The organism is Arthrobacter sp. Z4-13, from assembly GCF_054792705.1.
Window position 1 is genome coordinate 2,486,563 of record NZ_CP096459.1, and the last position, 16,056, is coordinate 2,502,618.

At 61.9% G+C, this 16,056-nt stretch carries 16 protein-coding genes and 1 other RNA gene; 2 read left to right on the forward strand and 15 right to left on the reverse strand.

The genetic code is table 11. The annotated features are described in order from the left end of the window. Positions 1-37 precede the first annotated feature (37 nt). Positions 38-406: a hypothetical protein gene (locus M1E07_RS13235; protein WP_461187134.1), complete on the forward strand. Its 369-nt coding sequence runs from the start codon at positions 38-40 to the stop codon at positions 404-406. 60 nt (positions 407-466) lie between these two features. On the opposite strand, the gene M1E07_RS13240 is transcribed toward M1E07_RS13235, so the two are convergent. The 15 genes from M1E07_RS13240 to M1E07_RS13310 all read right to left on the reverse strand — a co-directional run bounded on the left by M1E07_RS13240 (position 467) and on the right by M1E07_RS13310 (position 13,216). After that, positions 467-1,450 (reverse strand): S1C family serine protease, encoded by a 984-nt coding sequence (locus M1E07_RS13240; protein WP_461187135.1) that lies wholly within the window; start codon positions 1,448-1,450, stop codon positions 467-469. A gap of 181 nt (positions 1,451-1,631) precedes the next feature. Next, a complete protein-coding gene (gene galE, locus M1E07_RS13245; protein WP_461187136.1) occupies positions 1,632-2,651 on the reverse strand; it encodes a UDP-glucose 4-epimerase GalE in 1,020 nt (339 codons plus the stop codon). A gap of 205 nt (positions 2,652-2,856) precedes the next feature. Further along, positions 2,857-3,225: a transfer-messenger RNA gene (ssrA, locus tag M1E07_RS13250) on the reverse strand. Between the two features lie 77 nt (positions 3,226-3,302). Then, a complete protein-coding gene (gene smpB, locus M1E07_RS13255; protein WP_050054575.1) occupies positions 3,303-3,776 on the reverse strand; it encodes an SsrA-binding protein SmpB in 474 nt (157 codons plus the stop codon). A gap of 84 nt (positions 3,777-3,860) precedes the next feature. After that, positions 3,861-5,309 carry a peptidoglycan DD-metalloendopeptidase family protein gene (locus M1E07_RS13260; protein WP_461187137.1) on the reverse strand — a complete coding sequence of 483 codons (1,449 nt, stop codon included), beginning with the start codon at positions 5,307-5,309 and terminating at the stop codon, positions 3,861-3,863. A gap of 26 nt (positions 5,310-5,335) precedes the next feature. Next, a complete protein-coding gene (ftsX, locus tag M1E07_RS13265; protein WP_461187138.1) occupies positions 5,336-6,250 on the reverse strand; it encodes a permease-like cell division protein FtsX in 915 nt (304 codons plus the stop codon). Next, a complete protein-coding gene (gene ftsE, locus M1E07_RS13270) occupies positions 6,247-7,026 on the reverse strand; it encodes a cell division ATP-binding protein FtsE (protein WP_461187139.1) in 780 nt (259 codons plus the stop codon). Before ftsE ends, ftsX begins: the two co-directional genes overlap by 4 nt. A 185-nt stretch (positions 7,027-7,211) precedes the next feature. Further along, positions 7,212-8,327, reverse strand: a complete 1,116-nt coding sequence (gene prfB, locus M1E07_RS13275; protein ID WP_461187140.1) for a peptide chain release factor 2 — start codon at positions 8,325-8,327, stop codon at positions 7,212-7,214. A 108-nt stretch (positions 8,328-8,435) separates the two neighbouring features. Beyond that, the gene (locus M1E07_RS13280) at positions 8,436-8,873 is read right to left on the reverse strand and encodes a pilus assembly protein TadG-related protein (protein ID WP_461187141.1); all 438 of its coding nucleotides are present in this window, start codon (positions 8,871-8,873) and stop codon (positions 8,436-8,438) included. Between the two features lie 5 nt (positions 8,874-8,878). Next, positions 8,879-9,268 (reverse strand): hypothetical protein, encoded by a 390-nt coding sequence (locus M1E07_RS13285; protein ID WP_461187142.1) that lies wholly within the window; start codon positions 9,266-9,268, stop codon positions 8,879-8,881. 88 nt (positions 9,269-9,356) lie between these two features. Next, positions 9,357-9,704 (reverse strand): TadE family protein, encoded by a 348-nt coding sequence (locus M1E07_RS13290; RefSeq protein WP_461187143.1) that lies wholly within the window; start codon positions 9,702-9,704, stop codon positions 9,357-9,359. Positions 9,705-9,839: 135 nt separating this feature from the next. After that, entirely contained in the window at positions 9,840-10,133 is a 294-nt protein-coding gene (locus tag M1E07_RS13295; protein ID WP_461190398.1) for a hypothetical protein, read from the reverse strand. 67 nt (positions 10,134-10,200) lie between these two features. Then, positions 10,201-11,139: a type II secretion system F family protein gene (locus tag M1E07_RS13300; protein WP_461187144.1), complete on the reverse strand. Its 939-nt coding sequence runs from the start codon at positions 11,137-11,139 to the stop codon at positions 10,201-10,203. Continuing rightward, positions 11,139-11,996 (reverse strand): type II secretion system F family protein, encoded by an 858-nt coding sequence (locus tag M1E07_RS13305; RefSeq protein WP_461187145.1) that lies wholly within the window; start codon positions 11,994-11,996, stop codon positions 11,139-11,141. The genes M1E07_RS13300 and M1E07_RS13305 overlap by 1 nt, the downstream gene beginning before the upstream one ends. Beyond that, entirely contained in the window at positions 11,993-13,216 is a 1,224-nt protein-coding gene (locus M1E07_RS13310) for a CpaF family protein (protein WP_461187146.1), read from the reverse strand. Before M1E07_RS13310 ends, M1E07_RS13305 begins: the two co-directional genes overlap by 4 nt. Before the next feature lie 713 nt (positions 13,217-13,929). Between M1E07_RS13310 and M1E07_RS13315 the strand changes: the two genes are divergently transcribed. Next, positions 13,930-16,026 carry a GH25 family lysozyme gene (locus M1E07_RS13315; protein WP_461187147.1) on the forward strand — a complete coding sequence of 699 codons (2,097 nt, stop codon included), beginning with the start codon at positions 13,930-13,932 and terminating at the stop codon, positions 16,024-16,026. Positions 16,027-16,056 lie beyond the last annotated feature (30 nt).

Genomic DNA, 16,056 nt, shown 5'->3' on the forward strand with positions numbered 1-16,056 from the left:
TGCGGCGATTTGCCGGGCTCCCGTATCGTGGATGGTGATGATTAGCAGACGCGACGCGGCCATTGCCCTTGATGTACCGATGGAAATGGCCCAGCGCCACGGCCTTCCGAAGTGGATGACCGAGGCGGAGCTGGGTGAGATCCTGGACAACCCGCCGCCCTGGCTGGTCCAGTCCCGCGCCAACCGCACCGGCAAGCGGCCTGTCTGGGTCCATCTTGAGTGCGCCGTCTGCGGCTACGAGGAAGCGGCGCGCCCCAAGAAGTGGTGGCCTGACTTTACCTACGTTGTGTGCGGCCATCACAGCCCCGACGACGTTCCGCGCGTGCGCGAGGGTTACGTCCGCAGCGAGTTCGACGGCGTCGGCACGCGTTTTGTGGGCATCGCAGATGTTCCGGGGCAGGGCTAGCCCTACCCGTTTCCGTGGCCAGGGCTTCTGCTCTTAGGGCGTCGTTGTGCTTGCGGCGGGCTACTTTCCGTTGCTCGTCATCTCTTCCGGGACGGCCGTGAGGTGGATTTCCATGCCATCCCGCAGAACCGCGAGCTGGAGGGGTTCGCCGATGGCGTCAGAAAAGAGCAACCGCTGAAGGCTTTCGGCGTCGCTGACAGAGCGGCCGCCCGCGGCAAGAAGGATATCCCCCGCCGCCAAGCCTGCCGTGTCCGCCGGGGAGCCGGGAAGCACCTCCACCACGCGCAGCGCATCCCGCTGACCCGTCCTAATAACGGCACTGGGCGTGAGCCGGGTCGGTGTGCTGACCAGGCCGAGGTACGCCCTGCGTACCCGTCCGTCCGCCAGCAGGGCGGAGATGATGCGCTGTGTGGTGGCGTTAATAGGGATGGCCAGACCAAGCCCGGCACCCGCTACAGCCGTGTTGATACCGACGATCCGGCTGTGCGTATCCGCCAATGCTCCGCCGGAATTGCCCGGGTTGAGTGCGGCGTCTGTCTGGATGACATCCTCAATCACCCTCCGGTTTCCTCCCGACCAGACCGGGATGGCGCGACCGAGGCCGCTGACCACTCCCGCCGTTACCGAGCCGGCCAGGCCCAGGGGGTTGCCAACGGCAACCACAAGTTGGCCAACGCGCAAGGACTCCGCGGCACCGAATTGCGCCGGCGGTACCCGCGGCGGCCTGCCGTGGACTACGGCAAGATCGGACAGTGGATCGGCGCCTACAAGTTCCAACTCCATCCGGCTGCCGTCGGCGAACACGGCGTGCCCGCGTTGGGTGCCGGCCACCACGTGGGCGTTGGTGAGGAGGTAGCCGTCCTCGGTGAAAAGCACGGCGGAACCGGCTCCGACACGGACCCGTCCGTTGCGGCGGGCCGCCGACATTTCCAGGGCAGCAACGTGGGGCGTGACGGTGGCGGCCACGCGCATAACGGTTTGCGAATACGAGTCCAGGGCGTCGACGTCGGGCGTCTGTGAAGCTGGCTCGCTCCCCTGGTTCATGGAGCACCTCCTGGATGTGGCCCAATCCCGGCGGTGAGGACGTCCGGGTCCTACCGGGCACAACGGTTGGCGGCTTGCCGCTAGTCCCGCCGGCACTACGCCTTGAGTGAACGGGATCCGACGTCGTTAGCTACTTATGTGCGTTTGAGGACACCCACTTAATGCCGCGTCCTCCAGCCTGTCAGTCGGCTGCCTCGTATCCCATAGGATTCCCGGCCTGCCAACGCCAGTGGTCCTCGCACATCTGCCGTAGGCCGCGGCGTGCTGACCAGCCCAAATCTGCCAATGCAGCCGACGGGTCGGCATAGCTGACTGCAGCATCCCCGGGCCGGCGCTGTGTGAATTCAAAGGGAACTTTTCGTCCGGCCGCAACACCGAATTCCTCGATCACTTCGAGCACCGACGATCCACGTCCTGTTCCGAGGTTCCAGCGAAAGACGCCGGTCTTGGCTGCAATGAAGCCAAGTGCTGCCAGATGTCCTCCGGCCAGGTCCATCACGTGGATGTAGTCGCGGACCCCGGTTCCATCCGGCGTCGGGTAGTCATTGCCGAACACCATGACTTTTTCACGGCGCCCAACTGCAACCTGCGCCACAAAGGGCAAAAGGTTGTTGGGAATACCGCTGGGGTCCTCCCCGATCAGGCCGGACTCGTGGGCGCCTACAGGATTGAAGTAGCGGAGCAGGGCGATGCTCCAGCCCGGGTCTGCCGCGCCCAGATCGGAAAGGATGTCCTCGATCTGCTCCTTGGTGCGACCATAAGGGTTGGTCGCATCCAGGGGCGCCTTCTCAGTGAGGGGTACATCCTCTGAAGCCCCATAAACTGTCGCGGACGAACTGAAAACCAGCCGGCGGACACCGGCTGCGTCCATGCTGTGCAGCAAATTGAGGGTGCCCACAACGTTGTTTTGATAGTAGCGGAGGGGCTTCTCCACTGATTCCCCTACGGCTTTCAAGCCAGCGAAGTGGATAACAGCTTCAAAGCCGCCCTCAGCGAGGACGGCATCAATGGCGTCGGCGTTTAGAAGGTCGATTTCGCGGAACCCGACCTTCTTGCCCGTCAACTTCTCGACCCGCCGAAGGGACTCGCGGCTGGAGTTCAATAAATTGTCGACCACCACGACCTCGTGGCCTTCCTCAAGAAGACGAAGAGTAGTGTGCGATCCGATGTACCCGGCGCCGCCGGTGACAAGTACCTTCATGGGCTCCAGTCTAGGTGCAGGCCCAAGACCTTCCGGACAGGTGGCGGCACGAAGACGCGCGGCGCCCGGTACCTGCTCCGAGGCCGGCACGAGTGATGGATCACCAGGGACCACCTGCCCAGGCAAAGAAAAACACCCCGGTCCGAAGACCGGGGTGTTATCCGATGGCTCGACACATCCCTAAGGATGTGCCTGCTCATCACAAATGTGGAGATGGGGGGAATTGAACCCCCGTCCGATGTCGTGTTGTCAGGGCTTCTCCGGGCGCAGTTTGCGTCGGAATTTCTCGGCCCCAGCCATGCCGCAAACAGCTGGCTGATCCGGGCCCAGTCATCTAAGAGTCCCGTTCACCCCGATGACGAAGGTGAACAGCAGTGGCTATCTAAATGACGCCAGGATCCGGGGCGATAGCAACCTCGGACTGACGGACTGTCTTACTGGTTAAGCAGCAAGAGCGAAGTCAGTGCGCTTAGATTCGGCACTTATTGGTTTGCAGAAAGCGTTTACGAGATAATTCTGCATCCTCGGCCCGCTTCACCTGTCGCGACTAACATCGTCGAAACCGATCATCCCCATATTCTTTTACCAACCCGCCGGGCGAGCCCGCCGGACTACCAACTATAACGCATCGTTCCGGGAATTCATTCCAGCCTAGCGGCGGCGGTTGCGCTCCCGCATTTCGCGCTGCGCTTCACGGTTGTCCTGCTGCTCACGGAGGGTCTGGCGCTTGTCGTACTCGCGTTTGCCGCGGGCCACACCGATTTCGACCTTGGCCCGGCCGTCAACGAAGTACAGCTGGAGGGGGACGATGGTGTAACCGGATTCGCGCACCTTGTGCGAGATCTTGATCAGTTCCTCGCGGTGCAGCAGCAGCTTGCGGCGGCGCCGGGCTGCGTGGTTGGTCCAGCTGCCCTGGTTGTACTCCGGGATATGGATGGCTTCCATCCACAGCTCGTCGTTGTAGAAGGTGCAGAATCCGTCCACCATCGAGGCGTGGCCTTCGCGCAGGGACTTTACTTCGGTCCCCATGAGCGCGATTCCAGCCTCGTAGGTATCCAGCACGTGGTAATCGTGCCGGGCCTTGCGGTTGGTGGCCACTACTTTACGGCCACTTTCTTTAGGCAAGGGAAAGCTCCTCAGTTCAAGAATCGGATGTCCTCCGGCCCAACCGGCGCGGAGTGATACCAGTGTACGGCAGGGCCAGACGCCCTACAGCAGCCCCATCGGATCCACGGCATTGCCGTTCAGCCAGGTTTCGAAGTGGGCATGGCAGCCGGTGGAGTTACCCGTGTTGCCCGAGTAGGCGATTAGCTGCCCCTGCGAGACCCGCTGGCCGTTCGACACCACAATGCTGGCGTTGTGATAGTAGATAGTATTCAGCGTGTTGCCCTGCATCAGGCCGTGGGAAATCTTCACCCGCCAGCCGCCGCCGTCCGCAGAGCTCCAGCCGGAGCTGAAGACTTCCCCTGCCGCTGCAGCATAGACAGGTGTGCCGCAGGCTGCGCCGAAGTCCAGCCCCGTATGCATGTAGCCGCCCTGCCCGTAGAAGTCGATGGTGCCTGGCGGGGTGGCACGCCACCCGAAACCGGACGTGATCGGCACGCTCCCGTCAAAGGGATGCCGCAGGCCGAAGGCGGACGGTGATCCAGCGGGCGGTATGAACGACTCCACCGGCGGGGGTGGCGGGGGCGCCTGGCCCTTGGCTGCTGCTGCTGCGGCCGCAGCTGCCGCAGCAGCAGCCGCAGCTGCTTCTGCCTGCCTCCGCTGCTCAGCCTCCCAGGCCTCGCGCAGCTTCCGGTCGCGTTCCTCGATTTCTGCTGCTACGGCGTTCTGGCTGGCCTGGACACGTGCAAGCTGCGACTGGATGCCAGGCTTGGCTGCCTGCAGCTCAGCGTCAAGGCGGGAGGTGTCCGCGATCAGCCGGTCCACCTCTTCCTTCTTGGCAACTGCTTCATCCCGGGCCGCTTTCTCCCGCTCAAGCGCTGCGTCAGCTTTGGCTTTGAGGTCCTCAATCTCAGCTTCCACCGCTTGCAGCCGGGCCTCGGAGTTCACGTTCGTGGCGTTTTGCTGCTGGAGCTTATCCATGGCCGCGTTCTGGCTGCGCATGGCCTGGTCTGCCAGATCCATTGTCTCGGTCAGGCTTCCGCCGTTATTGGGGCCGAAAAACAGGGACAGGTTGGACGGTACTCCGCCGGATTTATACGCCTGGGTGGCGATCTGGCCGATCAGTTTTTTGGTATCGGCAATCTTCTGCTTGTCCGATTCCATCTGCTGCGTGATTTTAGCCTTGTTCTGCTGCGCCATGTCGACGCGGGCGGAGAGCGCTTCAACTTCCTTGACCGCTCCGGCCACTCGGCCTTGGGCTTCCAACAGGGCCTGCTGCGCGCCGGGCAGCCGGCCCTGGTACATGACCAGATCGCTTGCAGCCTTGGCGATACGGGAATCGACGAATTCCAAGGACTGCTGGACCCTGGCTGCCTCTGCCTCAAGGGCCTTCTGCTTGTCTTCGAGCTCATCGGCGAAAGCGACCGGGGTGGAGGAAGCCAGTCCTGCGGCGAGGACAACAGCCAGCACAGCGCTGATGGCGCCCCTGCGCTGCGGTGCTTTGCGCCGGCCGTTCAGCCGGTGCCGCGGAAAAGTTTGATCCGTTACGTTCATGGGCATTCCTTGTTCGGTTTGCATACCTAGACGCGAAGGTATCTGCGCAAGGTCAAGAGAGACGAAATTCCCGCCAAGCATCCACCAAGGATTATCAGCGCCGGGGCGAGGATCAGCGTCTGGCCGGACGAGATGAAGGCCGTGTCAGGGTACTGGCGGGACATGAATTCGCCGAGGAAGAAGTGCGCAACCGCCCAAAGTGTTGCGGAGGCCAGCGCAGCGCCAATGACGGCAGCGATGACGCCTTCGAGGATGAAGGGAAGCTGGATAACTGTCTTCGAGGCGCCCACCAGGCGCATGATGCCCGTTTCGCGGCGGCGGCTGAAGGCCGAGAGCCGGATGGTGGTGGCGATCAGCAGGATGGCGCAAACGATCATGACACCGGCGATGCTGACGGCTACCAGGGAGGCCCCGTTCATGACCGAGAACAGCCGCTCAAGCAACTGACGTTGGTCAATGACAGTTTCGACACCGGGCTGGGAGGAGAAAGTCTCGCTGATGATCTGGTACTTTTCCGGGTCCTTCATGTTAATCCTGAACGATGCCGGCAGCTGGTCCGGCGTCACAGAGTCCACGATGGGTGAATTGGAGAACTGGTCCTTGAAGTGGGTGTACGCCTCTTCCTTGGACTCGAACTGGAAGTCGTTGACGTACTGCGCCACGGCGGAAGATTCGAGCAGGTTGTTCAGGCTTGCCTGCTGCTCAGGGGTGACCGGGCCGCTGGCGCAACCAGCCGCCGTCGACCCTTCACTGCACAGGAAGATGGCTACCTGGACTTTGTCGTACCAGTAGCCCTTCATCTGGTTAATCTGCATCTGCAGCATTCCTGCTGCGCCAACGAAGGTGAGCGAGACGAAGGTGACCAGGATGACCGAGACCACCATGGAGACGTTGCGGCGGAGGCCGCTGCCGATCTCGCTGAGGATAAACGCCAGCCTCATCGTTGCCCCCCGCCTTCCTGCGGCTGTCCCGTTTCCGGGTCTTCCCTGCCGCTGGCGTCCTTGAGTCTGCGCGACTGGCCGACCACCGGGATCATCGAGGTATACAGGGCCTTTGCCTCGTCGCGGATGATGACGCCGTTCTTGAGCTCGACCACGCGCTTGCGCATCTCGTTGACGATGTCGTCATCGTGGGTTGCCATGACCACAGTGGTTCCGTTTTGGTTGATCTTGTCCAGGATGCCCATGATGCCCATCGACGTTGTGGGATCCAGGTTTCCGGTGGGCTCGTCCGCGAGGAGAATACCTGGCCTGTTCACTACAGCACGGGCGATGGCCACGCGCTGCTGCTCACCGCCGGACAGTTCGTGCGGCATGCGGTGTTCCTTGCCCTCCAGGCCCACGGTCTTGAGGACCTCGGGGACGGTGTCCCGGATGACGCTGCGGCTCTTGCCGATGACCTGCATGGCGAAGGCAACGTTGGCAAATACGTTTTTCTGGGGCAGTAGCCGGAAGTCCTGGAAGACGACGCCGATCCCGCGGCGGAGCCGGGGTACGCGCCAACTGGAGATCTTGGCAACGTTCTGGCCGGCGACGTAGACAGCACCGGAGCTCGCCCGGTCCTCCTTGAGGACCAGCCGGAGGAAGGTGGATTTGCCGGAGCCGGACGCGCCCACCAGGAAGGCGAATTCGCCGCGGTCAATCTCAAGGTTGACCGAGTCCAGCGCGGGCCGGGCTTTCTGGTCGTAGACCTTGGTGACATTTTCGAATCGGATCATGGCCCTAATTACCCTGCAGGGCATGGCTGATTCTGATGCAGCCCAGTTCTGCAGCCGGTGCGCGGGTTTTCGTTTGGGGGAAGTAGGGCCCCGGCCCCTCGACTATACGCAGGAGTTCCTGCGGATCACGCGGGTTTCAGGGGGCGTGTCGCGGGATCCTGGTTGTCCGGCCGGTTCCTAAGGCCTTATTTCTCGGCGTTCCGGTTGTCCGTCCGCCACCGGATGCCGGCATCGATGAAGTCATCGATTTCGCCGTCGAAAACGGCCGAAGTGTTCCCGACTTCGTGCTCGGTCCGAAGGTCTTTGACCATCTGGTAAGGGTTAAGAACGTAAGAGCGCATCTGGTCACCCCATGATGCCTTCACGTCGCCGGCAAAAGCCTTCTTCTCGGCGTCCTCCTGCTCCTTCTTGAGAAGCAGGAGCCTGGACTGCAACACGCGCATGGCGGCGGCGCGGTTCTGCAGCTGCGACTTTTCGTTCTGCATCGATACCACCGTGCCGGTGGGGATGTGTGTCAGCCGGACCGCGGAGTCCGTGGTGTTGACCGACTGGCCGCCCGGGCCTGAGGAGCGGAAGACGTCGACGCGGATCTCGTTGTCCGGGATCTCGATGGAGTCCGTTTGCTCAATAAGCGGGATGACTTCGACGGCGGCGAAGGAAGTCTGGCGCCGGCCCTGGTTGTCGAAGGGGCTGATCCTCACGAGCCGGTGGGTTCCGGCCTCTACGCTGAGGGTGCCGAAGGCGTAGGGTGCCTTCACCTCAAAGGTTGCGGACTTCAGCCCGGCTTCCTCAGCGTAGGAGGTGTCCATCACAGTGGTGGGGTACCCGTGCCGCTCGGCCCAGCGGAGGTACATGCGCATCAGCATCTCCGCGAAGTCAGCAGCATCGACTCCGCCGGCTCCGGCCCGGATGGAGACTACGGCTTCCCGCTCGTCATATTCACCGGAGAGCAACGTGACGACTTCCAGGTCCTTCAGCGCTTTTTTGACGGATTCCAGTTCGGCGGCGGCCTCCCCCATGGAGTCGGCGTCGTCCTCGTCCTGCCCCAGCTCAACGAGGACCTCAAGGTCGTCGATCCTTGACGCGAGGTTGTTGAGGCGCTCGAGCTCTGACTGGCGGTGCGAAAGCCGCGAGGTGATTTTCTGCGCCGCTGAGGGGTCATCCCAGAGGTCCGGTTCGCCGGCCCGCTCGCTGAGTTCGGCGATGTCTTCCTTCAGTGCCTCTACGTCGGAGACCCGCTCAATGGAGTCGTAGGTGGCGCGAAGGGCGCGGATTTCAGCGGAAAAATCAATATTGGCCATGGTTGTTTAAGCCTACGCTATCCCGCGAAAGGCCCGGACCTGAGTGTGAATGCCTGGTCCAATGGTGGGCCGCGCTTGCCACCTGACCGGTGGAGCGTGAGAGAAGTTTCAGCGGGTGAGCCGCGAGCGGGCGGTTGAGGTTGCCTCAATCATGATGCCGTGAGGCATCAGGAAGTTCACCACCGGCGGGTGAACAGCTGCAGTCAGGACGACGACGGCGGTGGCGCCGTCCGGACTGCCCGTTGACCCTGCGACCACCAGCGCATCAAAGCGCTGTGACGCGGGACTCCTGGAAACGAAGTCTGCTGCCACGTTCCTCACTCTCTCAGGGATCAGGACTGCTGAGGGGCTCCCGCCCTGCGTTTCCACCTCGCCAAGGGTGTAGCTGTCGGCGGCCGCCAAGGAGGCGCCGTCGGCCAAGGAAAGCAGCCGCTTGTGTTCGAGGTAGACAGACGAAATGCCGATGACCACCGTTGTGACAAGCATGGCCAAAACGAAGTAGCCCAGGATCATCACCATCATCTGGCCGTCTTCATCTTTCGGCATTGCCTTCACCGGAACCTGCCGACCAGTTGCGTGGACGACGCCTCCACCTCGCTGGCGCTGAGGCGAAAATCGCCCTTGAACGGCAGGAACGGAAGTGGCACTGTCAGGCTCACGGTTACGGTGATGGTGCTGCCGGCCGACTGGCAGTCTACGGGACTACAGGATGTTGCTACTCGCGCCTGTTCGGGCTGGTGTCCGAAGTCTGCCAGCGCGATCGCTACCGCCTGTTCGGCTGCTGCCTGGGCTGTGGCTGCGTCGGGCTGCGCTATGTAAACCTTTGCTGCCTGGTCAGCCGCGCCGACGACTGCAAACGAGCCGCCCTGGATCTGGCTCACGGTGATGATGAAGTACACGAGCGGAACCATCAACAGGAGCGCCAGGAAAGTGAACTCCACCACCGCGCTCCCCCGTTCATGCTGCTGGGCTCGAAGTTCACGGCAAATTGCTACCTCTAATCGGGCACGAAGAGGTTTGAGGATTGGGTCAAGGCTGGACCGCGGCATGCCCTTTCACCTCCAACAGATCCCGGGGACCGATGAGACCAATCACCGGCATTGGGGCACGGACGGTCACTTCCAAGGTCCGCAGGCCTTGGTACGTCACTTCGCTGGTGCTTACTTGCTGCGCAAAGCCCGCATTTAAGGCGGACTGAATCAGACTGCGGGTCCGTTCCTCCGCGTCTGTGGCACTACGGTCAGCGAGAGTTCCGTAGCGGGCACCGGATGCCGCCGCGTCAATCAGGGTGTTCCTCACGTGCAGGACCAGTGCCAGCTGAATGATCGCAAGGAAGAACAGCGTGAGCAGGCTGCCTACCAGGACAAAATCAACCACAGCAGAGCCTTGTTCCCCCGACGCGGACCCCCGCGGAGATGCCCTGTTCGGAAATGATTGACCTTGGAATGAACCTTTTCGTCGCCTGTCCAGAGCACGGTTGGTGTTCCAACCGCGGTTAGACGATGACATCGCTTAGCTTCCGACCTTGTCCATCGCTTGATTGAACATGGCTTCCAGGGCCGGACCTGCGAGCGCCAGCAGCGCTGCCACGAGGACGGCGGACATCAGGGTGATCATCACCCACCCCGGGACGTCGCCCCGCTCGGGATCATCGTCCAGCATGCCGCCACGAAAGCGGTGCGTGATTGGCCGCTTGGCCTGCGCCGTATTCTGAAAGTACCTTTTTCTCCTGGCGCCCACTCCCGGTAGCAGTGTTGCCATGAGTGACAGGAACAGCACCATGCAGCGAATCCCCATTTTCTCCATCATTTCCGTCCTATTCCTGATTAAGTTTCCAGCTTTGATTTTTCTGGTGTTTGCGTTGTCCTTGATGCTAAAAACCCAAATTGATTGCGGCGAGGCCCGGGAAGACCGCAAAAACCACGGTCAGGGGCAACACACCAAATACGAGCGGCACCATCATGGCAATTTCCTTCTTGCCGGCGGCCTCCATCAGGTTGCGCTTCGCCGTATCACGTACATCCTGGGCTTGGGCGCGGAGAACGTCAGCCAAAGGCGTTCCACGCTCTACCGCGACCACAATGCCGTCCACGAACCGGACGAGTGGGGCCAGATCCGTCCGCGCCGAAAACTCCTGCAGTGCCTGGACCAACGGCTTACCCGCCCTGGTTTCAGTGAGGACCTTTGAGAACTCCTTCGTGAGCTCACCCTTGGCGCTGCGGCAGACCCGGTCCAGCGCGCCCGTGGCACTCTCTCCCGCGCCGACCGCCAACGCCATCAGTTCTGCCAGGCTCGGGAATTCTGCCATCATCCTCGACTCGCGGCGGCGGATCTGCGCGCCAAGCCAGTAGTCCCGGAACATGAACCCGCCTATGGCACTCCCCAAGACAGCAACGACCGCCAGGAGGGGGTTAAACCTGCCAGAAGCCGCACCGAGAACAATGAAGATGAGCGAAATAGCGAAACCAGCAGCCGCCCACAGGAGCTGTTCGGCCCGGAAATCGACCGGTGACTTGTTGATGCCGGCCTGTGCCAGTCTTCGGGCAGTAGCTTTCGAGACGGGGTTGAGCCGGCCCAGAGCCGCCAGGCCGTCGCGCAATATCGGCCGAAGTATCCGTTCGAGCGGCCCAAATGGTGTCAGGTTGTGTTCCCCGGCGTGCAGCAGCCTTGACTCGAGGTTTTGTGACTTCAGCTGCGGCTCGATGCGCTGGGACAGGCTGACGGCCCGCATGAAAGGAGACCGGAAAATCACGAGCCACAGACCCACGCCCATCAGGATCCCGCATACAACGGCCGGAGGTAAGATGTCCATCACCTGAGAACCCTCTCGTCCTGGGGAAGAGCACCAATCCGAAGCATTACGGAGTAGCAGACCAAGGAGACGACTAAGCCACCAAGCAGAACCGCGGCCCCCGTTGGTGTGTTGTAGGCCTGCACTGCCTCCGGTCTCGTCGCAAGAAGCATCATAACGATCCACGGCGCGGCAACGGCGAGCCGTGCAGCGTTGATTGTCCAGGACTGCCGTGCTTCCAGTTCGCTGCGGGTACGGGCGTTTTCCCGCAAAAACTCAGCCAGCGTTCCGAGGAGTTTTCCAAGGTCGGAGCCTCCAACTTCTCTTGTCAGGCGCAGTGCCTCGACGATCCGGTCCGCCACAGGATCAGCGAGACGATGCTTGAGCTGGTTAAGCGAGGCTTCGAACTGGCCGCCCGCTCGATAGTCTGCACCGAAGTCGCGGAAAACGTGGCGGAGTTCCTCAGGGCCTTTGTCACCGAGCTGGATGAGGGCCTCCGGCAGCGGCAATCCTGCGCGGATGGCAGAACGCAGGTGGTCGACGACGTCGGGCCAAAGCGTGCGCAGCATTGCGCTTCTCTTCTTGGCCTTCCAACGGAGGACGGTTACCGGAAGCCAGGCCCCGAACAGGCCAAAGCAGAAGGAGATTGGCCATGAGCGGGTCACGGCAAAGAAGACAATGGCTACGAAAAGTCCGAGACCCAAACAAGTGCCCACCAGTCCTGATGCAGACACTTTCTCTATTCCCGCCCCGGCCAGGAGGTCAGCGAGGCGGCTGGTCCTCTCCTTGGGAATCGCTGGTTTCGGCGACTCCCAAAAGGACCACCAGATCAGGAAAAACCCCGTCCCCGCCGTTACGCCCAAAAGAGCCGATATCATCGCGGATCCAGCAGCGCGGCGACATCATAGCCGGCCCTGGCAAATTTCTCCTGGGCCGGCATGGAGTCGGGGCGTGGTTGCAGCAACCCGTCGATGGTGGCAAACACTGGTGATGATTCGATGATGCCGTTCTCAACCCGACGGCCGAGAGCCAGAATCTCTGTCACCTCCCGGCGTCCGTCTGCCCGGCGGCTGCAGTGCACGACCAGGTCGATGCAGGAAGCAACGGTGGGCACCACGAACGCACTGGAGATATTCTCACCGGCCAACAGCGGAAGCGTGCAGATTTTAGTGACAGCGTCGTGGGCAGAATTTGCGTGGACAGTGCACATCCCGGGCAAGCCTGAGTTCAGGGCAATGAGCATGTCGAGGCTCTCGGCTTCCCGGACTTCGCCGACCACCAGTCGGTCGGGGCGCATTCGGAGGGCTTCCTTCACCAACCGTCGCAGTGGAATTTCACCCTCGCCTTCGAGGTTTGGCTGGCGGCACTGCAACCCGACAACGTCCCGCAGGGGAAACTGCAGCTCGAAGATTTCCTCGACCGTAATGACACGTTCCCGACTCCCGATGCTGGCTGCCAGACAGTTCAGCATCGTGGTTTTGCCGGCCTGCGTCGCTCCCGAAACGAGGATATTGAGCCCGCTGGATACGGCAGCCCCGAGGAAACGGGCCGACTGCGGGGTAAGCGTGCCCAGCTCAACCAAATGCTCAAGCCGGCTCGCCTTGACTACGAATTTCCGGATGTTGACAGCCCAGTGCCTTCGCGTGACGTCCGGGATGACCACGTGCAGCCTCGATCCGTCCGGAAGGGCTGCATCCACGAAGGGCGAAGACATGTCCAGGCGGCGGCCGGAGCTCTTCAGCATCCTCTCAACCAAGTCCCGCACGTGTTGTTCAGTGAGGCTAAGGGAGGTTAGCTCTGATTCTCCGTTCCTGGCAACGTAGATTTCGTTTGGCGCGTTAATCCAGACCTCTTCGATGGTCGGATCGTCCAGCAGCGGCTGGAGGATTCCGAACCCTGCGACGGCGTCGAACAGGAACTGCCGCGCCGCGTCCAAAGGCCCAATAGGTGGAAGCGGTCCCATCAGGGCCCGCTCGTCGTAGTCGGTCACTGCTGCCTCCACGAGGCGGCGGACTTCACCTGCCTGATGAAGCGGATCCAGCCCTCGACGACGAATAAGCTCGCGGACTTCGTCCTCGACAATTCCCAGCGCGTCCATAGGTTCCCCCATACAACTGCCGCCCCCGGCGGAGGCAGTGCAACTGGGTAAAGCCTAGGGAGAGCACAGCACGGTAACAAGTCATAGGCACTTACGTGTGGATAACGTGAACGTCCCAGATCACACAAGCAACATCAGAACCACTGGTTGCGCTGGTAACACCAGTGCTATGGTAAGCGCGTTAAATAGTCGAATTACCACATGTCAGGTGCCTTCCCTGGGGGGAGATCACCTGGCAGCAACCAAATGAGCGCTCGGCGAAGCGCCACATTGTCTCCGGAGCAAAAATGAAGCGGAACCTGTCTCAGTCCCGTCGCCCCCTTTTGAAGTCCTGGAGCATAGCGCTCTTAGCTGCCTCTCTGGTAGCCGGCCCAGGTCTGGCGGGGGTTGCTTCCGCCGTTGAGCCTGCTCGAACGCCGACTACGTCCTCCCCGACGGGGGGCACGTCGGAGACTGTGGCACCTTCTCCAGCTGCTCCCACGTCGCCCCCTCCTTCCCAGGAAGCGACACCAACGGACGCGCAGACTGCCCAACCTTCGGCAGAGGCTGCACAGTCTATGGCAGAAGCAGTTGGGCCCGGCGGAGCTGAAATGGGACAGCGGTCCGCTCGGGTCACAGCCTCAGCCCCCTCCGATTCGGTCAACCGGCTTAGCACGGAGTCACTGTCCGCAGAGGGCACGTGGATGCCGACTTTCGGCGTTCAGGGATTGGACGTGAGCGGTCACCAGACGAGCGTGGACTGGCGGCAGCAGTGGAACATGGGGGCACGCTTCGCCTATGTAAAAGCGTCTGAAGCAAACTACTACACCAACGAACTCTTCAGCTCGCAGTACCAGGGCTCCCGAAGTGTAGGGATGCTTCGAGGCGCCTACCACTTCGCTATTCCCAACTGGTCCTCAGGGGCCGACCAGGCACGGTACTTTGTGAAGAACGGCGGGGGCTGGTCTGCGGACGGTTACACCATGCCGCCGGTGCTGGACTTTGAATTCAACCCGTATGAGGGTGACACCATCAACGGTTTTTACTTTGGCAACACCTGCTACAACATGTCTCCAGCACAGCTTCAATCCTGGGTTCGGGATTTCGGGAACACCATGCGGTCCCTCACTGGAAGACTTCCGGTCATCTATACCAACACAAGCTGGTGGAACAGCTGCTTAGGCAACCCTGCCGGGTTTGGAGATTACCCCCTGTGGGTTGCCGCCTACCCAAAATACGCCACCAATGACGCAGGCCCGGTTCCGACGGCGAGCTGGAGCACGTACAGCATTTGGCAGTACAGCAGCACGGGGCCGTTGGCCGGAGACTCGAATGTCTGGAACGGCACGCTCGCCCAGTTGCAGACTTTCGCCAAAGGTTCGCTGGGCTCCGGCGGAGCCATCGAACGTAAGTGGGTTGCGACAGGTGGAGCCTCCGGCCCCCTCGGCGCTGCAGTCTCAACGACAGACGTCTGCGGACTTTACGGCGGCGGCTGCTACCGTGCGTATGCCAAGGGCAACATCTACTGGACCGCCGCAACCGGCGCGCACCCGGTCACCGGATCCTACTGGACGGCATGGGACAAGGCCGGATGGCAAAAAGGCATCGGCTACCCCACCAGCGACGCCACCTGCCCCACGGCGACCTCCACGTGCCACCAGACCTTCCAAGGCGGAAACGCCTACAACACACCCGGCCTAGGGACGTTTGTAGTGAAAAATTCCTACATGTCGGCGTGGAAGGCGGTCGGTTGGCAGGACGGCATCGGGTACCCGAAGTCGATGGAGACCTGCGGCCTTTACGGCGGCGGCTGCTACCAGCAATTTACCGGTGGCAACATTTACTGGTCCATGGCCACCGGAGCCCACGCTGTGACCGGAGCCTACTGGACCGCCTGGCAGAAAGCTGGCTTCCAACCCGGCATCGGCTACCCCACCGGCCCAGTTACCTGCCCCACAACAACCTCCACATGCCACCAGACGTTCCAAGGCGGGAACGCATACAACACACCCGGCCTGGGGACGTTTGTGGTGAAGAATTCCTACATGTCGGCGTGGAAGGCGGCCGGTTGGCAGGACGGCATCGGGTACCCGAAGTCGATGGAGATCTGTGGCCTTTACGACGGCGGCTGCTACCAGCAATATACCGGTGGCAGCATTTACTGGTCCACGGCCACCGGAGCCCACGCTGTGACCGGAGCCTACTGGACCGCCTGGCAGAAAGCTGGCTTCCAACCGGGCATCGGCTACCCCACCGGCCCAGTTACCTGTGACCTCTACGGCAACGGCTGCTACCAACCCTTCACCAAAGGCAACATCTACTGGTCCGCGGCCACCGGAGCCCACGCTGTGACTGGAGCCTACTGGACCGCCTGGCAGAAAGCTGGCTTCCAACCCGGCATCGGCTACCCCACCGGCCCAGTTACCTGCGGCCTCTACGGCAACGGCTGCTACCAACCCTTCACCAAAGGCAACATCTACTGGTCCGCGAGCACCGGCGCCCACGCCGTCACGGGCGCATACTGGAGCGGTTGGGGTGAAGCCGGATGGCAGCGAGGGATCGGATACCCGAAGGGTTCCGTCATATGCGGCCTTTACGGAAGCGGCTGCTACCAGCCCTTTAGCGAAGGAAATATCTATTGGACGGCTGCGACCGGCGCCCATGCCGTGAATGAACCGTACATGAGCCAGTGGCGTCTCGCCGGCTGGCAAAAGGGGAAGCTCGGATACCCGCTGCAGGCCGCCGTCGCCTACGGCGGCTACAAGACAGTGCGTTTCCAGGGCGGGACCATGACCCGGAGCGCGGCCGGCATCAAGGTGACGTACTTTTAGGCGCAGGTATGGCAGCATCATAGCGCAGGC

Bases quoted from the DNA above. Each gene is read 5' to 3' on its own strand.
- ftsX (WP_461187138.1), bottom strand. From the start codon at position 6,250: ATGAGGCTGGCGTTTATCCTCAGCGAGATCGGCAGCGGCCTCCGCCGC.
- M1E07_RS13300 (WP_461187144.1), bottom strand. From the start codon at position 11,139: ATGGACATCTTACCTCCGGCCGTTGTATGCGGGATCCTGATGGGCGTG.
- galE (WP_461187136.1), bottom strand. From the start codon at position 2,651: ATGAAGGTACTTGTCACCGGCGGCGCCGGGTACATCGGATCGCACACT.
- M1E07_RS13305 (WP_461187145.1), bottom strand. From the start codon at position 11,996: ATGATATCGGCTCTTTTGGGCGTAACGGCGGGGACGGGGTTTTTCCTG.
- M1E07_RS13235 (WP_461187134.1), top strand. From the start codon at position 38: ATGATTAGCAGACGCGACGCGGCCATTGCCCTTGATGTACCGATGGAA.
- prfB (WP_461187140.1), bottom strand. From the start codon at position 8,327: ATGGCCAATATTGATTTTTCCGCTGAAATCCGCGCCCTTCGCGCCACC.
- M1E07_RS13295 (WP_461190398.1), bottom strand. From the start codon at position 10,133: ATGGAGAAAATGGGGATTCGCTGCATGGTGCTGTTCCTGTCACTCATG.
- M1E07_RS13310 (WP_461187146.1), bottom strand. From the start codon at position 13,216: ATGGACGCGCTGGGAATTGTCGAGGACGAAGTCCGCGAGCTTATTCGT.
- M1E07_RS13240 (WP_461187135.1), bottom strand. From the start codon at position 1,450: ATGAACCAGGGGAGCGAGCCAGCTTCACAGACGCCCGACGTCGACGCC.
- M1E07_RS13260 (WP_461187137.1), bottom strand. From the start codon at position 5,309: ATGAACGTAACGGATCAAACTTTTCCGCGGCACCGGCTGAACGGCCGG.
- ftsE (WP_461187139.1), bottom strand. From the start codon at position 7,026: ATGATCCGATTCGAAAATGTCACCAAGGTCTACGACCAGAAAGCCCGG.
- M1E07_RS13280 (WP_461187141.1), bottom strand. From the start codon at position 8,873: ATGCCGAAAGATGAAGACGGCCAGATGATGGTGATGATCCTGGGCTAC.